Origin of the sequence: Neobacillus sp. OS1-2 (assembly GCF_030915505.1) — a bacterium.
Taxonomy (GTDB): Bacteria; Bacillota; Bacilli; order Bacillales; family Cytobacillaceae; genus Neobacillus.
Genome location: NZ_CP133265.1, coordinates 3487046 through 3506351, shown reverse-complemented (window position 1 = coordinate 3506351; position 19306 = coordinate 3487046). Strand labels below are relative to the sequence as shown.

The window sequence follows — 19306 nt, the reverse complement described above, 5'->3', positions numbered from 1 at the left end:
CATATGAAATGGGAGTTTATTCAACAAAATGAGGATTTAACATTTGTTTCTTCATTTCGCGTTCTGAATCTTCTTGATCTTTACGGTACCATTCAAAAAATACTTGGGCTAATACAACAGCATAAATGATTTCTTGAATAATCTTCATAACAACCCCACCAAGACGTTGATCATCAACCAGTGACATCGAACTAAATAACTCTGGTCCACTCAAGTTCAAATTTGAAAATACAGATGGTCCGACGCATAAACTCATTACCTGCCCCCAAACCTTTGGGTCGTGATAAGTTGCATAAAGGGAGACATCCGAAAAAATAATCAAGGCGCAAGCCGGTGTGATTAACATACTATTGGCAAATAAAAAAGCAACTTTTTTAATTCCGCTTAATGGCTGATATTCTGGAAGCGGGCTGATTAATGACCACCACATAAAAACGGCCAATACGAATAAAAGAATCGAGTACCCGCCATGGTAAAATCGATTTTGCATAACGTGATCAAAAATGATCGGAATGTGGTAAAAGGAAAAGAAACCATTAAATAGAAGAATTCCAATAACCGGTTTCGTAAAAAGCCGAAATAAAGAATTGATTATTTTAAGCTCAACTACACTTCTCCAAAGCCACTGTGGAATTGATAAAATAAACAGTGGTGGGATCAATAATACAAAAATAACCATGGAAATCCCATGAACATAAAACATGAGATGGCCCATTAAATCGAGCGGTGAACCTTTAATGGCATACAATAATATCATACCTGTCAAGAACATCGCAGCTTGTTTCACCGTCAATGGTTCACTATCACGAAACTTTGATCTAAATGGAATTGTCATAAGAAAATAGCCAATAGTCAACGCAACTAAGATTAGTAAAAAGTACGGGCTCCAAAGGGCTTTAAATCCAAATATATCTAGTGGTAGCACCTTGATATCACCTCAATCTTTAGTAAAAGAATCCTTGCCTCTATTATAGCCAGAGAAAATTGTGAGTGCAAAAAATTGAATTACACAATAATACTTAAAAAGAAAATCGGCATAACGCCGATTTTCTTCTTTTCCCTTACCACCAAACAATGGTAAGAAATGTCAATATCGCAGTAAATCCAACAAAGACTCCTGAAAACAGAAACAATTGTGGAGCTTCATGCCCTTTATGACTCATATGCATGAAGTAAAATAATTGAAAAACTACCTGGACTGCCGCTAATAGAAGGATAAAAGGTACTGTAAACCATGAAGTAAATCCTTCGATTGCTACTGATGCAAAAGCCACTAGCGTTAAGAAAATCATCAGGGCAAAGGAAATAATTTGATAGCGCATTTCCTCTGCACTTTTCTTGCGGCGATATTCTAAATCTACACTTGGGTTACCTGAGTTTAATGGCTGATTTGACATGTTATCCCACCATCCCCATTAAATATACTACCGTAAAGATAAACACCCATACAACATCGATAAAGTGCCAATAAAGGCTGGCAACATAGAACTTTGGAGCATTGTAAAGGCTTAAACCGCGTTTAGAGTTTCGAATCATTAAGCTTAAAATCCAACATAATCCGAAAGCAACGTGTGCGCCATGGAAACCAACTAGTGTATAAAAGGCAGAACCAAATGCACTGCTTGTAAAGGTATGATGATATTCATGGACATAATGCGAAAATTCATAAACCTCAAGGCCTAAGAATCCAAGGCCTAATAATACTGTAAGGCCAAGCCAAACCATCATTTTTTTAAAGGCAAAGTTTTTCATATGGTACATTGCATATACACTTGTTAACGAACTTGTTAATAATAACATGGTTGCCACAAATGTAAGTGGTAATTCAAATAAATCCTTTGCCAAGTGCTGACTTGCATCTGGTACCTTATCCTTTAAAGCAAGATAGGTAGCAAAGAGAGAGGCGAATAAAACTGTCTCTCCCCCTAAGAATAACCAAAAACCTAAAAATTTATTTTTTGCTTCAAGGGTGGATTTCTCCGGTGCCGCAGGCCATGTTTCATACGTCATTTTCTCTTCAACATGCATTATGCCTTAGCCCCCTTTTCTTCTTGCAATTCTTCTTTATGAATATGGAAACCATGATCATCTTTAATAGAACGAATAAACATAGAACCAAATGTTATAAGTAATCCAATAATCATCAGTGGAAGTGCCCATGCTACTTTATCTACATGGTACATTGCCCCAAATGCAGCAATGAACAATCCAAGTGGAATCATGAATGGAATAAAGGATGAATTCGGCATATGGATATCACCTAATGGCTCCGCCGGTGTCATACCTTTTTTACCTTCCATTTTTTCTAACCAGTAGGCATCTAAGCCGCGAACTAACGGAAGCTGCTTAAAGTTATAAAAAGGTGGCGGCGACGGAATGGACCACTCAAGTGTTCTTCCATCTCCCCATGGATCATTGCCAACTTTAACATTTTTCACTGATGTCATAATAATGTTATAAAGCATAACTAGGACACCAACGGACATAAAGGCGGCGCCGATCGAACTAATCATATTCGATGTGTCAAACCCTTGTCCCGGCAGGTATGTGAAAACACGACGAGGCATGCCCCATAGCCCTAAGAAATGTTGGATAAAGAATGTTAAATGGAAGCCTATGAAGAAGAACCAAAAAGTGATTTTTCCTAATGTTTCATTTAACATAGTACCAAACATTTTTGGCCACCAAAGATGTGTTGCTGCTAAAATTGCCAATACAACCCCACCAACGATTACATAATGGAAGTGGGCTACAACAAAGTACGTATCATGATATTGATAGTCAGCAGCTGCCGTTGCAACCATTACCCCCGTTACACCACCGCAAACGAAGGACGGAATAAAGCCAAATGCATAATACATTGGGGTCGTAAACTTAACGCTTCCTCCCCACATCGTAAAGAGCCAGTTGAAAATTTTTATGCCTGTAGGTACACCAATCGCCATTGTAGCAACAGCAAAGATTGCGTTGGCAACAGGCCCTAGACCGGTTGTGAACATATGGTGTGCCCAAACCATGAAGCCTAAGAAACCAATCAACACAGTTGCAAATACCATCGATGAATATCCAAAAAGACGTTTTCTTGAAAAAATTGAAAATATCTCTGAGAAAATCCCAAAAGCAGGAAGTACCAAGATATAAACTTCAGGGTGTCCAAAGATCCAGAAGAGATGCTCCCAAATAACCGTGTTACCACCCATTGTTACATCAAAGAAATTAGCTCCGAACAAACGGTCAAACATCATGAGTGTAAGACCCACTGTAAGTGGAGGGAAAGCAAACAGAATCATGGCAGATGCAACAAATGTTGTCCATGTAAACAACGGCATCCTCATATACGTCATACCAGGTGCCCGCATATTAATGATGGTAACGAGAAAGTTAATCCCACCTATTAAGGTACCTAAACCAGCAATCTGCAATCCTAGTACATAAAAATCAATTCCGTGTCCCTTTGAGTGTAAGGCAAGTGAGGCATAAGATGTCCAACCTGCATCAGGGGCACCACCTAAAAACCAAGAAAGGTTAAGGAAAATTCCTCCGAAAAAGAATAACCAAAATCCTAAGGCATTTACAAATGGAAAAGCAACGTCACGTGCACCAATTTGTAAAGGCATAACCGCATTCATAAATGCAAACAAAAGCGGCATAGCGGCTAAGAAAATCATTGTTGTTCCATGCATGGTGATTATTTCATTAAATGCACCTGCACTAACAAAGTCATTATTTGGTACTGCAAGCTGGATACGGATAAATACTGCTTCAAGTCCGCCCACTAAGAAGAAAAATCCGCCTGCGATCAGATAGAGGATAGCAATTTTTTTATGGTCGACTGTTGTTAAAAAGTCCCATAATGTTCCGCCAAATCCCTTTTTTTGAGCAATGGTACTCACAATTTTACCTCCCTTTCAACCGATTCCCCTTATTCCTGAACCTTTAAGCCCATTAGATATTCTGCTAACGCATCAAGTTGATCATCTGTCAGATCTTGATATTTACCAGTCATCTGGTTACCTGGCTTATATGTTTCAGGATTTTTGATCCAATTTTTTAAATCTTCCTTTTTATGATCTAAAATACCTGCAACACGGGATCTGTCACCAAAATTGGTTAAGTTTGGTGCAAGACGTGCTGTTTCTGGCATTTTATTTGCAGGCGTGACAGCATGACAGCCAATACAGCTTTGATTAAAGATATCCTGTCCTTCTGCAGCTAAATCTGTTTTTGCTTTTTGCGGTTCTTTTACATCCTGCATCGCAGATACCCATGAATCAAATTTATCACGGCTCATTGCCTTTACTTTAAAGTCCATTAAAGCATGTGATGGACCACAAAGCTCTGCACATTTTCCGTAAAAGAGATTTCCAGCTTCATTTGCACGTTTATCATCAAATTCTAACCAGAATTTATTAATATTGTCAGTATTCATATCTAATTTTCCGCCAACAGCTGGAATCCAAAATGAGTGCTTAACATCCAAAGACTTTAGGTTGAAATAAACCTTTTCATCCGTTGGTACGACTAATTCCTGACTCGTCACAATCTTCTGACCAGGATATTCAAAATCCCACCAATATAAATGTGACCTTACATTAATAACTAACGCTTTTGTATCTTTTTTATCCATTTCTTTCACATCAGCAAGTTTGAATGTTGCAGAAACAGTTGGTACAGCCAAAATTAGAAGCAATAGGATAGGAATTGCCGTCCATAATATTTCTAATGTATGACTTCCTTCAACTTGCTTAGGAATTTTATCATCTTTTCTTCTAAAACGAACCATTATAATAACAAAAATAAGCATTACTACAATGATTACTCCCACCATGACATAGGTGCTTAACTTCATTAAACCATATTGCATGTCAGCAACTTCACCGGCTGGTCGGAGTGCGGAAACATATCTTTCACCGCTACATCCGGAAAGTATAAGCGCTAAGATCGCAAACAACGAAGTCAAGCGCCATTTCGCAAGCCTTTTCATAGCTTAATCAAACCCCTCTTTCACTAATGAATTCTAAAAATTGTGTTTGGTCGAAGAAGTATGTAAGACGATTCTTTCCTTTTATACGACGGAAAGAATCGTAGACAAAACTAAATTAGCGTAACTATAACCATCGCTACAAAAATAATAGTTAAATATTGCAAAGAATAAACAAACATTAGCTTTGCCCACTTAATATCATCTTTGACCCTATATCCATAAATCCCTAATGCCAGCCAACCAATATTTAAAGCGGTCGCAAGAATTAGAAATGGGATTCCTAATTTGGTAAGAAAAAACGGTATGGGTAAGAGCAAAGCTACCCATATGACAATATGAATTTTGGTTGTTTTGAAGCCCTTCACAACCGGGAGCATCGGAACACCCGCTGCTTTGTATTCTTTCACTCTCCTCATTGCAAGTGCATAAAAATGAGGAGGTTGCCAAACAAACATAAGAACAAACAATGCCCAGGCCATGATGTCAAGATTTGCATCAACTGCTGCCCATCCGATTAACGGCGGCACCGCACCTGAAATACTCCCAATGATTGTATTCGAAACTAATTGTCGCTTGGACCACAGTGTATAGAGGAAAACATAGCTAAAAACTCCAAGCAGTCCAATTACTGTTGCAGTCATGGTTGTAAAGAATAAACACAGTGTTCCCAGTCCTATCAGTAAAATACCTAATCCAAGAACTTTTCCGGGTACTATTTTTCCCGTAACAGTAGGTCTTGTTTTCGTTCTTTCCATCAAATGATCAATATCACGATCAACATAATTATTGACTGCACAAGAGCCTGCAATAATTAGGGAAGATCCTGCCACAGTAAAAAATACAATATCTAAATTACTTAGAAAGCTTTGACCTGAAAAATGTAGTGCAAGCCAAAGACCTGTAAATGTGGTAATCAAATTAGAATTCACAATTCCAATCTTGATAAGGGCCATGAAGTCTTTCCAAGCTGAAGTCTTTTCCAATGATGTATGTAGGCTTGCAGCGCCATTTTCTATGGCAGCGTCTCCATAAGCCTTTGTGTTGGACATATATTTCTCCTCCTAATCCTTACTACCAAATATTAACCAATCGAGGGGATATAAATACAAAAATTATTTTTAAAAGTCTCCACTATTAATTTTGTCCGATAATATTATGTAAAAATCAATTTTTAAAAAATGTAGTGATTTTTAAAACACTTTCTCTGTATATTAAATCACACTTTCCGGTATTTTTGTGAACTTTTTTTGAATAATTTTTGACTAAATTGTGACAGAATTAAATATTTGTTGAAAACTAGCACAGTTACCAATCATAACTCTTTTCTTTCGTATCCATTCATATTATATTCATGAAAAGCCTAGAGTAATTAACCCAAATATATATTAATTTATATTACTTTTAAAAAATAATAATTCTAAATAAAATACCTATATATATATTTCTAACAGACTCAAACTGAAGTTTCAACTGTTTTCACTATAATAATAGTGAAAAATATTTATTATTCATCAGGCGCCTATATTAATTAAAAGTAATCTAAAAATCTATGCGTAAATCCTGTTCTTTTTCTTTTTTTTCGTTATGATAGGTAAGGACTTTTACATCTAGTTATTTTTCACTCATTATACTGTCAAAATTATCCATTGACAAATTATTGAACTTTTTAAGAGGTGAATTTTTTGCGACGTTCTTTGAAGTGGTTGGCTGTTGCAACTACAATCGGAATGATATTTATTTTAATTGGCGGGGCATTAGTAACAAAGACTGGTTCTGGAATGGGCTGCGGAAGATCGTGGCCATTGTGCCACGGGAAATTTCTTCCTTTGGAAATAACCCCTGAATTAATGATTGAACTTGCCCATCGGCTTGTCTCCGGTGTGGGTGGTATTATGGTTCTCGTTCTTTCAGTTTGGTCGTGGAAGGCAATCGGTCACATTAGGGAAACGAAATTTCTTTCCATACTTTCCTTTTTCTTTTTACTATTACAGGCATTGATTGGAGCAGCTGCCGTCAAATGGGGCCAATCAGGTTTTGTTCTTGCCTTACATTTTGGTATTTCTCTCGTTTCTTTTGCGGCTGTCCTTTTATTGACACTACTGATTTTTGAAATTGATAAAAAATTTGATGCAGATAAGGTCATCATTGACAAAAGGATGGGCTTCCATATTCTTGGTGTATCCATCTATAGCTACCTTGTCATTTATACAGGCGCACTAGTCCGACACATGAAAGCAAGTCTCATTTGCCGAGATTGGCCTCTATGTTTAAACGATGCTCCTTCATTACCGTCCAATATTTTTGAATGGGTGCAAATGGGACACCGGGCTGCTGCAGGCCTAATCTTTATCTGGATTACCTATATTTTTTATTTAACTATTCGCCATTACAAAGAACAAAAGGTACTTTATTATGGATGGATGATCTCTTTTATCCTTGTATCATTACAAGTGATAGCAGGTGCATTCATCATCTTTAGCAGATTAAACTTATATATTGCGCTGCTCCACGCCTTCTTTATTACCTGCTTATTTGGGGTATTAAGTTATTTTTTATTGTTATATTCTCGTTCAAAAAGAAATCATCAATAAAGAAACTGCCGGTGAAAATTCTCCCGGCAGCTTTTTTTATGCTTTAGTTAATTCAAGTAATAGGTCTCCTGTCAGAATTGCGTCTCCGCTTTTCACATAAATATCCTTAACAATACCGGAAAAAGGAGCTTGAACAGTCGTTTCCATTTTCATCGCCTCTGTAATCATTAAATGATCACCACGTTCCACCTTCTCCCCTTTTTCGACGACAACTTTTATGACTGTTCCTGGCATAGAAGCAGACAGATGTTCATCGTTTTTCGGATCTGCTTTTAATCTAGAAATCACAGAGGATTTAATACTTTCGTCCTTAATCACAACTTCCCGCGGCTGCCCATTTAAATCAAAATAGACCACTCTTGTGCCATCAGCCTGAGGCTGACCAATTGAAACAAGTTTCACAATTAATGTTTTACCTGTTTCAATTTCTATTTCGATTTCTTCACCCAACCTCATCCCGTAAAGGAAGGTCGGGGTATCAAGCATAGAAATTTTCCCATAAAGTTCTACCGTTTTCATAAATTCCATAAATACTTTTGGATATAAGGCATAAGAAACAATTTCATGGGCTGTTACTGTTCTGCCAAGCTCTGCGAAAAGATCCTCCTGAAGTTTGGTGAAATCTACCTGCTCTAGAAGCTCACCAGGTCTCGCCACTAAAGGCTTCTTTCCTTTTAATATGACCTTTTGAAGCTCGCTAGGAAATCCTCCATATGGCTGTCCCAGGTATCCCTCAAATAATTCCACAACTGAGTCTGGAAAATCGAGCGAATGTCCCTTTAATAGTACGTCATCTTCTGTTAACTCATTTTGAACCATGAATAATGCCATATCCCCGACAACCTTTGATGAAGGTGTCACTTTGACAAGATCACCGAACAGGTTATTCACCCGGGCATACATGTCTTTAACTTCTTCCCACTGCTCACCAAGGCCAACTGCCTTTGCTTGTTGTTGAAGATTACTATACTGTCCCCCAGGCATTTCATGCTGATAAATTTCTGTATGAGGTGACATCATCCCACTCTCAAAGTCCTGATAATATTTGCGGACATCCTCCCAATAATACGATAGTTTCTCGAGTGCCTCGATATTTACCTTTGGCTTTCGTTCAGTTCCTTCTAAAGCATAATATAATGAATTAGCACTAGGCTGTGATGTTAACCCTGCCATAGTACTTAATGCCGTATCAACAATGTCAACCCCACCTTCGATGGCACGGGCATAAGTAAAGATTCCATTTCCACTTGTATCATGGGTATGAAGATGGATTGGGATCTCAACTACTTCTTTTAATTCAGTCACTAAACGGTAAGCTGCTTCCGGTTTCAACAGTCCTGCCATGTCCTTAATTCCCAATATATGGGCTCCCTGCTGTTCGAGTTCTTTAGCAAGATTTTTATAATATTCAAGATTATACTTGGCCCTTGATGGGTCTAAAATATCACCCGTATAACAAATAGAGGCCTCTGCTATTTTACCCGTCTGCCGCACTGCATCGATGGCGACTTCCATTCCTTTTACCCAGTTTAAGCTGTCAAAAATCCGGAAAACATCAACTCCGGCAGCAGCGGATTGGTTAACAAACTCACGAATTAGATTATCGGGATAGTTTTTATAGCCTACTGCATTGGCCCCCCGAATGAGCATTTGGAACAGAACATTTGGGATGTTCTCCCTGAGTGTTAACAATCGATCCCATGGATCTTCTTTTAAGAACCGATAGGCAACGTCAAACGTTGCTCCACCCCACATTTCAAACGAAAATAAATCAGGTAATAATTTGGCTGTTGGTTCCGCAATATGCATGATATCTGTTGTCCGCATCCTTGTCGCTAACAATGATTGATGCGCATCGCGAAAGGTGGTATCTGTTAATAAAACCTGTTTTTGGTTTTTAACCCATTGAACAAGTCCGTCCGCTCCATACTTATCTAAAATTTGCTTCGTACCGTCTTGAATGGGTAAATCATATTTTAAAGCTGGAATTCTTGGTTTAGAGAAAACAGGCCTCTTCTTTTTCTCAATACCTGGGAACCCATTTACCGTTACCGTTCCAATATAATTTAGCATCTTCGTCCCTCGGTCTTTACTAACAGGGAATACGAATAGCTCTGGGGTTGTATCAATGAAAGAGGTATCATACTCTCCATTCCGAAATTTCTCATGCTTGACCACATTTTCTAAAAACGGAATATTGGTCTTAATTCCCCTTATTCTAAATTCTTGTAAATTACGAACCATTTTTGATGCAGCTTGTTCAAATGTCAATGCCCATGTTGAAAGTTTAACTAACAATGAATCATAATAAGGTGTTATAACAGATCCTTGAAACCCATTTCCGGCATCGAGGCGAACCCCAAAGCCGCCTCCAGAGCGATAGGCCATGATTTTCCCTGTATCAGGCATAAAATGATTAAGCGGATCCTCAGTGGTAACACGGGACTGGATGGCAAATCCGTTCAATTGGATTTTTTCTTGTTCTGGTATGTTAATGATTGGCCCGTTTAACTCATGGCCCTCCGAAACCAATATTTGTGTTTGGACAATATCAATACCTGTTACCAATTCGGTAACCGTGTGTTCAACTTGAATACGTGGGTTTACTTCAATGAAATAGAAATCATTTCCGGCCACAAGAAACTCAACAGTCCCTGCGTTAAGATAATTGACATTTTTCATCAATTTTACAGCCGCATCACAAATACGTTTCCGTAAGTCATCCGAGATGGATACACTTGGGGCAACTTCAACTACTTTTTGATGGCGTCTTTGAACTGAACAATCGCGGTCAAATAGATGAACAATATTTCCGAAGCTGTCACCAATGATTTGAACCTCAATGTGTTTAGGTTTTTCAATTAATTTTTCAAGATAAACTTCATCATTTCCAAATGCCGCTTTTGCTTCTGATTTTGCCCGATCAAACGCCTCCCGAACTTCTCCATGGTTTTTAACAATTCTCATTCCACGTCCACCCCCGCCAAGCGAGGCCTTAATAATAATTGGGAATCCGTGTGCATCTGCAAACTCTTCTACTTCCATCACATTATCAACAGGCCCTTTACTACCAGGAATAACCGGAATATCGGCAAGCTCTGCCTGTTTTCTTGCTTTTACCTTATCACCAAACATATCCAAGTGCTCAAGCGATGGGCCGATAAAAATAATTCCTTCTTCTTCACACCTTCTTGCAAAATGAATATTTTCAGACATGAATCCATAGCCTGGATGGATGGCATTCACACCGCTTTTTTTAGCGATGGCAATAATTCCATCTATGTCCAAATAGGCATCAATTGGTTTCTTTCCTTCCCCAACTAAATAGGCTTCATCCGCTTTATAGCGATGGTAGGCTCCTGAATCTTCTTTAGAATAAATCGCAACAGTGCGAATATTCAGTTCAGTACAAGCGCGAAAAACCCTTATTGCAATCTCTCCCCGATTGGCAACCAATACTTTATTTATCTGTCTTGTCACGTAAAGCACCTTCTATTCTCTATGTATTTTTAAAAACGCAAGGGATTACTTGTCCCCCGCGTCTTAATTAATGTAATATACCTTTCCATCTTGGGAATTTTTCTTTTTAACCCCATGTTCTTGTTTATCTTTATATTTCTTTTCATATTTAGTAAACATAGAAACATTTACAAGTATCCCAGTTGCAATCCCTAGCATTAACAATGAGGAACCACCGTAGCTTATATATGGGAGCGGGACACCCGTTAACGGAATTAACCCAGACACACCTGCAAGATTAATAAAGGTTTGGATTCCAATCATACTTGAAATCCCAATGGCCAACAGGCTGCCAAAAGGATCCTTACATTGTAAGCCGATATATATTCCACGAAGGACGACGTAGCCTAGGAGTAAAATAACGAAACCAACACCCCATATCCCTAGTTCTTCAGCAATTACTGCCATAATGAAATCGGTATGTGATTCCGGTAAATAGCCAAGCTTCTGGATACTTCTACCTAGACCCAATCCATTTACACCACCAGATCCAATCGCAATGTATGAATTTGCTAGATGAAATCCTTCATCTTTTATATATTTTTCAGAAAAGGGGTTCTCCAATACAGCAAATCGACTTAATTGTTCATCAGAAAAAAACTTTCCCCACGATACTAAAATAATCGGCAGAAGGATGATTAAGGCCAGAATTACTAATTTTGCTATACTTTTAAAATTCATTCCGGAGCACAAAATGATCATACTGGCAATGACCATTATAATAAATGCTGTTCCGAAGTCTGGTTGAAAAATGATCAACGCACAAACGATAAAAAGATAAACTAACGGCGGGAGAACGCCTTTATTAAATTGGTTGATATAGGCCTGTTTTTTCGCATAAACGGCTGCCAAGTAAATGATGACAGCAAGCTTTACAAACTCTGAAGGTTGAAATAAAAATGAACCAATTTGGTACCAGCTTTGTGCATTGTTCTTTACCTGTCCAAACATAAACAAACCTAAGAGCAAGACAATCGAGGCTAAAACGATCAAAACCAGAATCTTGGTAAACTTCATAATTTTATATGGAACAATCGCCATAAAAAGGAAAATTATCGTAAAAGCTAAGAGCCAGACTTTTTGTTTTTGGTAAAAATAATCACTTTGATAGCCATACCTTTGTACGGTTGATGCCATACTTGAACTATAAATCATCACAAGCCCGAATGTACAAAGCAGGATGATGGCAATAATCAGGGTATAATCATATGATTTCAGTATTTTTTTAACCATGTAAGACGTCCTCATTTTCAAAATTGATATATAAACTCTATTATAATAGAAAATGAATGATATGACTTGAGGAAAAGTGGATTTGTTATAATATTTTAATAAAGAAGATTCTGAACCTTAATATGATTAATAAAAAACCCAAACAATTAGGTGAATTGTTTGAGTTTTTAAGTCATTATTTTTTCAAGGATGCATCGTGTAGACCCGATAATTCTTTCTCTAATTGAGCTAGAATCGCTTTACCATCCTTACCATCTATTAAGCCTAATCGAACAGCAAAGTCTATTTCCCTAGATAAACCAAACATTTGTGTATCCAATACCTCTTCATAAAGAGGGCATTGAGGCATCGTGAGATTGTCCATTTGCACTTTGATAAGCTTTAATATTTTTTCAGCATCAGCCTGTAATAAAGCCAAGGCTTTTTCCTGGTGATTCACGATCATTTCAGACGCCACCATTGATCCCCCCGTTTCAGAGCGATTATTCAACTTATCTATAAATTTTACCGTTTACAAGTTTAAATTGCAAGAACAATGAAGGATTTTGCAAAACATATGTTACAACTATGACATTCCCCGCAAAAAAAGATATACTTAAGCTTGTTAGAACCTGAGGGGGATGGATAATGGAAACAATTATGAGTATATCGGGAAATGTGAAATATCCTATTACACTTGATCCAGGGGTCTGGATTTTTGATGACCGTCGGATTGATTTGACTACTTATTTTACAAAGGAAAAGGAAAAATCTGATTCAGTTGAGGCATATACCAAGGCTGTTTCAAAGCATTGGGATCGTGAAATAATGGAAGGGGCCGTCTTTCCGCCGACATTAAAAACAGAGAAGAAATTTTTAAAAGAAAAAGTATTAACAGGTACATTTGGTATACCTTTAAAGCCATTTTTATTAAATGCAGAACCTGCAGGTGATGCAGAGACCCTGATTGTACATACAACAAATGGTGAATATGAGTTTTCTCTAGAAAAAGCCTATGGGTTCATTTTAGGATTTTCAAAAAATGGCCAACCTTTGTCTTCTGACGGCCCAGTACACATCCTTTATCCCGATGGTTCGAATCAGGATAACCCCATAAAAAATGTAATGGGATTTACATTGAAATAGACGGGTGCCTCTTGGCGCCCGTTTATTCTCACAATAAATCTGCTGCAAGCCTCGCAAGCCCAGACCGCTCCCCTTTTAATAATTTTACATGACCGGAAATGTTTTGATCTTTAAATTTTTCAACGACGTAGGTTAATCCATTGTTATAGGCATCAAGATATGGATGATCAATCTGTTCCGGGTCACCCATTAAGACAATCTTACTGCCCTCACCTACCCTGGTTAAGATGGTTTTTACTTCATGCTTTGTTAAGTTTTGTGCTTCATCAATAATAATAAATTGCTTCGGTAAGCTTCTGCCCCGAATATATGTTAAAGCTTCCACTTCGATTGATCCCATCCCAGCTAAGATGGCATCAAGTTCGCCAGGCTTTTTTGTATTAAAGAGAAATTCCAAATTATCATAAATGGGCTGCATCCACGGTCTAAGCTTTTCTTGTTTTTCCCCCGGCAGAAATCCTAAATCTTTCCCTACAGGTACAATGGGTCTAGCCACTAATAGCTTTTTATACTCCCTAAAATCCTCCGTGTGCATTAAACCTGCAGCGAGAGCAAGCAATGTCTTTCCAGTCCCTGCTTTACCGGTTAGGGTAACAAGTGGAATATCTTTTCGTAATAACAATTCTATCGCCATTGTCTGTTGGACATTTCTTGAATGAATGCCCCAGACATGCTCTTGATTTAGCGTTAATTTCCTTACTTTCTGACTAGTTTTATCCACCATCCCTATTGCTGATGCGGAACCGCCAAGAATATCCTTCATTAATAGGAATTGATTGGGGTAAAATGGGTGGTTTGCAACCTCTGACAGTGATAACTCACCCTTTTCATAAAAACGGCCTAATAATTCAATTGGAAGAAGTAACTCAAAAAATCCTGTATAAATATGTTCAATTTCTACCACACGGTCGTTTAAAAAATCTTCTGCGGTCAATCCAATTGCATCTGCTTTAACCCTAACTAACGCATCCTTACTAACAATAATAACCGGCTTACCATCTTCTTTTGCTTGCTCTTCTAAAAATAAATTTTTTGCCACCGCTAGAATCCGATTATCATTTGTCTTTTCTACAAAAATATCCTGAAGTTCATGAAAGGAACGATGGTTTAATTCGATTCTAATCGTTCCACCCCTATCGAGAGGAATTTTTTCATGCAGCTTCCCTGAGGCCCTAAGGCCATCAATTAGTCTTGATACATGTCTCGCATTTCTTCCCACCTCATCCATGTATCTTTTCTTTGAGTCCACCTCTTCAAGAACGACTGCGGGAATAACAACTTCATTATCTTCAAAGGAAAAAATGGAATACGGGTCTTGTAATAAAACGTTTGTATCTAACACGTATATTTTACTCAAAGCGACGCCTCCTGCTTCACTTGGTGTCAAGCTTGTAAATTCAGTTCAATAACCCTTTGCTAGATTGGACTTTGGTAAAATATATGTTTATTGGAATAAAGATAGAAGACGTTTCACACAATAATTGTTAATGAGACCATATGATCAATCTTCATGGAGGAGGTTTTAAAATGAAAAAACTATTGTTAACCATCCCAATATGTTTACTCTTAGCTGGTTGTACTACCGATAAACATAAAGAGATTGCCAAAAGTGAAAATAACTCCTTAGTAAATGTAAAAAATAGTTATATTGAAAGTGTGGACACGAAATCAGGACAGGAAATTTCAAAACGGTTAGTAACGCTCGCAACAAGTATACCAAATGTAAATGATGCGACTGCCGTAGTTTTAGGGAAATATGCCATTGTTGGGATTGATGTCAATGCAAAAATCGACCGATCACAGGTTGGCTCCATTAAATATTCAGTTGCGGAGAGCCTGCGAAAAGATCCATATGGTGCCAATGCTGTTGTTGTCGCCGATGCGGATACAACCGAACGCTTAAAGGAAATTCAGGCGGATATAAAAAAAGGCAGACCTATACGAGGTATTATGGAGGAGCTAGCCGATGTGGCAGGGCGATTAATGCCGGAAATACCTGGTGATTTAATTACACCTAGTCCCAAAAATGCAACAGAGAAGCCTAATAAAAAACTGCCGGAAAATGAACAAGAAAAACTTAACAAGGAACAAAAAGATCAATCCAATCATCATAAATAAGAAAAGCGAAAGCGCCATTTTATCAAAAAAAGCTTAGTTTTCACTAAGCTTTTTTCATTGCTTCCATTACTTGTCGGTCCAATTTTTCCGCAGCATTTTTATCATAGGTTTTATCATACTGTACTTCAGTGACAATTTTGGATCCGTAAAACATGACATCCCTTACTTCTTGTATAGTCACTTTTACTAATGCGAGCTTTAATGGAACATCCTGTAATCTTTCTTCTTTTAGCTGTGCATCCCCTTGAATCGAATATGTAGATTCATTTGCAATTAAATTAATAACTACCTTGTTATTTTTATGAATGTTTTCTAAAATCCGTGAACGATTATCAACCGCAAAATAGATGGTGCTTTCATCTATTGCCATCACCCAAGAAATTGCACTAACATTTGGTCCGCCTGTCTCATAATCAACTGTTGCCAATGTAACAAAACGTTCTTTCTGCATTTCATCATATAATGGCTTGATTAGCTTTGGCTCTACTTGATTTGCCATTTTTACAACCCCTTTATTTTTCCTTACCTGTTTGAAAACAGATATTCTCATATTACTACTATCCCTTTTTTTCATCAACTCTAACCCAATTGATTACATGTTGTGTTCACACATGTTATACTATAATACAAACATTCAGATTTAAGGAAAGAATTGATGAGGTGGCTTCATGAGAGTAAAGTGTGTCATTTGCGATAAAATTGAAGCGATCGAGGATGAATCATTAATAGCGAAACGTCTTCGTAATCGTCCAATCCATACATATATGTGCGATAACTGCAGCACTAGAATAACCGAAAAAACCAATGCCCGAATTGATACTGGTAATTTCCGCTTATATCGGACCAAATTGGAAAAAGATGAATGGTAAAAAGAAAAGCGCAAGCGCCCTGGTCAGCGGCGTATGGCCTGGAGCTCTCCAACTGAGATAAAGGAAACACGATGAGCCGGAGGCGAATCGATGTTGACTTATCGTAGGGCGGAGAGCGAAGGACACTAGCCGCTAGGGCGCTGGAGCTAGACATTTCTCAAAGTCAATAGCTATTGGTTCTTATTTACAAAAAGTGCTGGCCCATTACGAAAACAGGCCAGCACTTTTTTTATTCCACTATTGGGTATTCCTGATACTTTTCAGGTTCTTTGTTAATTTGGTCCAGCATGATTTCAATTAACTCACGCGGGTAGCGTTGTTTTTTAGTTTCTTCACCTTGTTGATAGGAAATATAATACATCACATCATCTTTTGTTGTTTCTATAGATGATACATGATGCTCATTTGTTAACATTTCTTCAAAGAAATCTCGAGTTTCCTTTGCTGCAGAATCATCAGGACGAGCATCGCAGACAATCTTTATCGTTAGCCAATTATATAGTGCATCCTGTAAGGAATTCATTTACTTAAACCCCCGTTATTTTGCTTCCGCATGATTCTTTTCCGATTGGTAACGGCGGATTTTATAAATGATTAATAATACCGCCGCTACACCGAGCCCTTCAGCAATTGGCAATGCGTAAGAAAAGAACAACATGATCAGGCATCCAACGCAAAGGCTGACATAGATGACAATGTTTTTTAACAGAGGCAATTTTTTTGCAAAGCCTAATCTGTAGACAATAATGGTTAAAATGACAATAAATAAATATTGGAGTAACACACCAGTTTCTACATCACTTTGTGATACAGGTGAATTACCTGCAACAAGCTCAATAAAAAATCTTAAACTAGGGGAGAATGATTTTAAATCTTCCACAGCGTGCACCTCATTAATTAACTCATTTCAGCATATTTTTTCTTTTTAGCTGATTTTTCACGTTCATTTTTATCTAAAATTTTCTTACGTAGGCGAATAGATTCTGGTGTTACCTCACAATATTCGTCATCATTTAAATATTCTAGCGATTCTTCTAATGTCATAATACGTGGTTTTTTAATAACTGATGTTTGGTCTTTATTGGCTGAACGAACATTTGTTGCCTGCTTCACTTTTGTGATATTGACTGTAATGTCATTTTCACGAGTGTTTTCACCAACAATCATTCCCTCATATATCTCCGTGCCTGGTTCAACGAATATCGTACCACGATCCTCTACCTGCATAATACCATATGTCGAGGCTTTTCCAGACTCCATTGAGACTAAGACACCTTGATGTCTTCCGCCAACTTGACCTGCAAGCATTGGCTGGTAGCTGTCAAAAGTATGATTAATAATTCCATATCCACGTGTCATGGTTAAGAATTCAGTAGTATACCCAATTAAACCACGTGCAGGGACATTAAAGATTAACCTTACTTGACCAGAACCGTTATTAATCATATCAAGCATTTCACCTTTGCGTGCACCAATTGATTCCATAACAGAACCAGTATGTTCTTCAGGAACGTCAATTTGCACTCTTTCTACAGGCTCACAACGAACGCCATCAATAACTTTAACAATGACCTCAGGTTTTGAAACTTGAAGTTCATAGCCTTCACGGCGCATATTTTCAATCAGAATAGATAAATGAAGTTCACCACGGCCGGAAACAATCCAAGCATCGGGTGAGTCTGTGTTTTCAACCCGTAAACTTACATCTGTGTGCAATTGTGCAAGAAGTCTTTCTTCAATTTTTCGTGAAGTTAAATATTTTCCTTCTCGCCCAGCAAATGGACTATTGTTTACGGCAAAAGTCATTTGCAGTGTCGGTTCGTCGATTCGCAAAATTGGTAATGCTTCTTGGTGCTCAATTGGACAAACGGTTTCACCAACATTAATATCTTCCATACCAGAGACGGCTATTAGGTCACCTGCTTTTGCTTCTTGAACTTCCTGACGTTTTAGGCCAAAGAAACCGAAGATTTTGGTGACACGGAATTGTTTTACACTACCATCTAATTTCATTAAAGCAACTTGTTGACCAACTTGCATCGTGCCACGGAAAACACGCCCAATGCCGATTCTGCCGACATAATCGTTATAATCTAGAAGAGCTACTTGGAATTGTAATGGCTCTTCACGATTATCAACTGGTGCCGGAATATATTCAACGATGGCATCATACAATGACTGCATGTTTTCATCCTGTTGTTCAGGATTGACGCTTGCTGTACCATTTATGGCTGATGCATAAATAACAGGGAATTCAAGCTGATCCTCCGACGCATCAAGTTCAATAAATAAGTCGATTACTTCATCAATTACTTCTGCTGGACGAGCAAAGTCACGGTCAATTTTATTTACAACGACAATCGGTGTGATTTTCTGCTCCAATGCCTTTTTAAGAACAAAACGAGTTTGCGGCATACATCCTTCATAAGCATCCACGACAAGTAATACTCCGTCAACCATTTTCATAATCCGCTCAACCTCGCCGCCAAAATCAGCGTGTCCCGGAGTATCTAAAATATTGATACGGGTATCTTTATATTGTACCGCTGTATTTTTAGCAAGGATGGTAATTCCGCGCTCTCTTTCTAGATCATTAGAGTCCATTGCCCGTTCTTCCACATGCTCATTTGAACGAAACGTTCCAGACTGTTTTAATAATTGATCCACCAACGTTGTTTTCCCATGGTCAACGTGTGCAATGATCGCAATATTACGAATATCATTTCTTATTTTCAAAAATTTCCACTCCTGCCTATATTCATAAAAATAAAATCTATTTATAGTTTTTCATTTACAACTAAAACATTATACCATAAATAAAGTGGAAACCCTAAAGCATTTTATGTAGAATAAAAAATATATCTAAA

Annotated in this window: 18 protein-coding genes; 4 read left to right on the top strand and 14 right to left on the bottom strand. The window is 37.8% G+C overall.

Annotation, left to right across the window (positions count from 1 at the left end; translation table 11 throughout):
• Nucleotides 1-16: 16 nt before the first annotated feature.
• The 6 genes from ctaG to cyoE all read right to left on the bottom strand — a co-directional run bounded on the left by ctaG (nt 17) and on the right by cyoE (nt 6033).
• Nucleotides 17-925 carry a cytochrome c oxidase assembly factor CtaG gene (gene ctaG, locus RCG19_RS17480; protein ID WP_308108159.1) on the bottom strand — a complete coding sequence of 303 codons (909 nt, stop codon included), beginning with the start codon at nt 923-925 and terminating at the stop codon, nt 17-19.
• Between the two features lie 136 nt (nt 926-1061).
• Nucleotides 1062-1397 carry a cytochrome c oxidase subunit IVB gene (gene ctaF / locus RCG19_RS17475; RefSeq protein WP_166237812.1) on the bottom strand — a complete coding sequence of 112 codons (336 nt, stop codon included), beginning with the start codon at nt 1395-1397 and terminating at the stop codon, nt 1062-1064.
• Nucleotide 1398: 1 nt separating this feature from the next.
• Nucleotides 1399-2028, bottom strand: coding sequence for a cytochrome c oxidase subunit 3 (locus tag RCG19_RS17470; protein WP_166237810.1), 630 nt, complete (start codon nt 2026-2028; stop codon nt 1399-1401).
• The gene (gene ctaD / locus RCG19_RS17465) at nt 2028-3893 is read right to left on the bottom strand and encodes a cytochrome c oxidase subunit I (RefSeq protein ID WP_207342955.1); all 1866 of its coding nucleotides are present in this window, start codon (nt 3891-3893) and stop codon (nt 2028-2030) included. Before ctaD ends, RCG19_RS17470 begins: the two co-directional genes overlap by 1 nt.
• Before the next feature lie 29 nt (nt 3894-3922).
• On the bottom strand, nt 3923-4984 hold the full coding sequence (gene coxB / locus RCG19_RS17460; protein ID WP_308108158.1) for a cytochrome c oxidase subunit II: 1062 nt from the start codon (nt 4982-4984) through the stop codon (nt 3923-3925).
• Nucleotides 4985-5094: 110 nt separating this feature from the next.
• Complete coding sequence (gene cyoE, locus RCG19_RS17455; RefSeq protein ID WP_308108157.1) at nt 5095-6033, bottom strand: heme o synthase; 939 nt, start codon at nt 6031-6033, stop codon at nt 5095-5097.
• 633 nt (nt 6034-6666) lie between these two features.
• On the opposite strand from cyoE, the gene RCG19_RS17450 reads away from it, so the two are divergent.
• Nucleotides 6667-7575: a COX15/CtaA family protein gene (locus RCG19_RS17450; protein WP_308108156.1), complete on the top strand. Its 909-nt coding sequence runs from the start codon at nt 6667-6669 to the stop codon at nt 7573-7575.
• Between the two features lie 36 nt (nt 7576-7611).
• On the opposite strand, the gene pyc is transcribed toward RCG19_RS17450, so the two are convergent.
• The 3 genes from pyc to RCG19_RS17435 form a co-directional block, all read right to left on the bottom strand.
• A complete protein-coding gene (gene pyc / locus RCG19_RS17445; RefSeq protein ID WP_308108155.1) occupies nt 7612-11055 on the bottom strand; it encodes a pyruvate carboxylase in 3444 nt (1147 codons plus the stop codon).
• Between the two features lie 63 nt (nt 11056-11118).
• The gene (locus RCG19_RS17440) at nt 11119-12327 is read right to left on the bottom strand and encodes an FtsW/RodA/SpoVE family cell cycle protein (RefSeq protein ID WP_308108154.1); all 1209 of its coding nucleotides are present in this window, start codon (nt 12325-12327) and stop codon (nt 11119-11121) included.
• A 175-nt stretch (nt 12328-12502) separates the two neighbouring features.
• The gene (locus RCG19_RS17435) at nt 12503-12784 is read right to left on the bottom strand and encodes an Fpa/YlaN family protein (protein WP_166238127.1); all 282 of its coding nucleotides are present in this window, start codon (nt 12782-12784) and stop codon (nt 12503-12505) included.
• A 170-nt stretch (nt 12785-12954) separates the two neighbouring features.
• Here RCG19_RS17435 and RCG19_RS17430 point away from each other — a divergent pair, with 170 nt between their 5' ends.
• Nucleotides 12955-13452 (top strand): peptidyl-prolyl cis-trans isomerase, encoded by a 498-nt coding sequence (locus RCG19_RS17430; RefSeq protein WP_166237798.1) that lies wholly within the window; start codon nt 12955-12957, stop codon nt 13450-13452.
• 28 nt (nt 13453-13480) lie between these two features.
• Here the strand turns inward: RCG19_RS17430 and RCG19_RS17425 are convergent, their stop codons facing one another.
• On the bottom strand, nt 13481-14809 hold the full coding sequence (locus RCG19_RS17425; protein WP_166237796.1) for a PhoH family protein: 1329 nt from the start codon (nt 14807-14809) through the stop codon (nt 13481-13483).
• A 170-nt stretch (nt 14810-14979) separates the two neighbouring features.
• Between RCG19_RS17425 and RCG19_RS17420 the strand changes: the two genes are divergently transcribed.
• On the top strand, nt 14980-15570 hold the full coding sequence (locus tag RCG19_RS17420; RefSeq protein WP_166237794.1) for a YhcN/YlaJ family sporulation lipoprotein: 591 nt from the start codon (nt 14980-14982) through the stop codon (nt 15568-15570).
• Nucleotides 15571-15613: 43 nt separating this feature from the next.
• On the opposite strand, the gene RCG19_RS17415 is transcribed toward RCG19_RS17420, so the two are convergent.
• Nucleotides 15614-16069, bottom strand: coding sequence for a pyridoxamine 5'-phosphate oxidase family protein (locus RCG19_RS17415; RefSeq protein WP_166237792.1), 456 nt, complete (start codon nt 16067-16069; stop codon nt 15614-15616).
• A gap of 169 nt (nt 16070-16238) precedes the next feature.
• On the opposite strand from RCG19_RS17415, the gene RCG19_RS17410 reads away from it, so the two are divergent.
• Nucleotides 16239-16439, top strand: a complete 201-nt coding sequence (locus tag RCG19_RS17410) for a YlaI family protein (RefSeq protein WP_308108153.1) — start codon at nt 16239-16241, stop codon at nt 16437-16439.
• Nucleotides 16440-16668: 229 nt separating this feature from the next.
• Here RCG19_RS17410 and RCG19_RS17405 read toward each other — a convergent pair whose 3' ends face one another.
• Genes RCG19_RS17405 through typA form a run of 3 tightly spaced genes read right to left on the bottom strand, consistent with a single transcriptional unit; the run spans nt 16669 to nt 19175 of the window.
• Nucleotides 16669-16962 carry a hypothetical protein gene (locus tag RCG19_RS17405; RefSeq protein WP_166237788.1) on the bottom strand — a complete coding sequence of 98 codons (294 nt, stop codon included), beginning with the start codon at nt 16960-16962 and terminating at the stop codon, nt 16669-16671.
• A 15-nt stretch (nt 16963-16977) separates the two neighbouring features.
• The gene (locus RCG19_RS17400; protein ID WP_308111018.1) at nt 16978-17277 is read right to left on the bottom strand and encodes a YlaH-like family protein; all 300 of its coding nucleotides are present in this window, start codon (nt 17275-17277) and stop codon (nt 16978-16980) included.
• A gap of 59 nt (nt 17278-17336) precedes the next feature.
• Complete coding sequence (gene typA / locus RCG19_RS17395; RefSeq protein ID WP_166237786.1) at nt 17337-19175, bottom strand: translational GTPase TypA; 1839 nt, start codon at nt 19173-19175, stop codon at nt 17337-17339.
• Between the last annotated feature and the right edge of the window lie 131 nt (nt 19176-19306).

Coding starts and splice junctions, on each gene's coding strand:
- ctaF (WP_166237812.1), bottom strand. CDS start 1,397: ATGTCAAATCAGCCATTAAACTCAGGTAACCCAAGTGTAGATTTAGAA.
- RCG19_RS17470 (WP_166237810.1), bottom strand. CDS start 2,028: ATGCATGTTGAAGAGAAAATGACGTATGAAACATGGCCTGCGGCACCG.
- coxB (WP_308108158.1), bottom strand. CDS start 4,984: ATGAAAAGGCTTGCGAAATGGCGCTTGACTTCGTTGTTTGCGATCTTA.
- cyoE (WP_308108157.1), bottom strand. CDS start 6,033: ATGTCCAACACAAAGGCTTATGGAGACGCTGCCATAGAAAATGGCGCT.
- RCG19_RS17440 (WP_308108154.1), bottom strand. CDS start 12,327: ATGGTTAAAAAAATACTGAAATCATATGATTATACCCTGATTATTGCC.
- RCG19_RS17430 (WP_166237798.1), top strand. CDS start 12,955: ATGGAAACAATTATGAGTATATCGGGAAATGTGAAATATCCTATTACA.
- RCG19_RS17420 (WP_166237794.1), top strand. CDS start 14,980: ATGAAAAAACTATTGTTAACCATCCCAATATGTTTACTCTTAGCTGGT.
- RCG19_RS17415 (WP_166237792.1), bottom strand. CDS start 16,069: ATGGCAAATCAAGTAGAGCCAAAGCTAATCAAGCCATTATATGATGAA.
- RCG19_RS17410 (WP_308108153.1), top strand. CDS start 16,239: ATGAGAGTAAAGTGTGTCATTTGCGATAAAATTGAAGCGATCGAGGAT.
- RCG19_RS17405 (WP_166237788.1), bottom strand. CDS start 16,962: ATGAATTCCTTACAGGATGCACTATATAATTGGCTAACGATAAAGATT.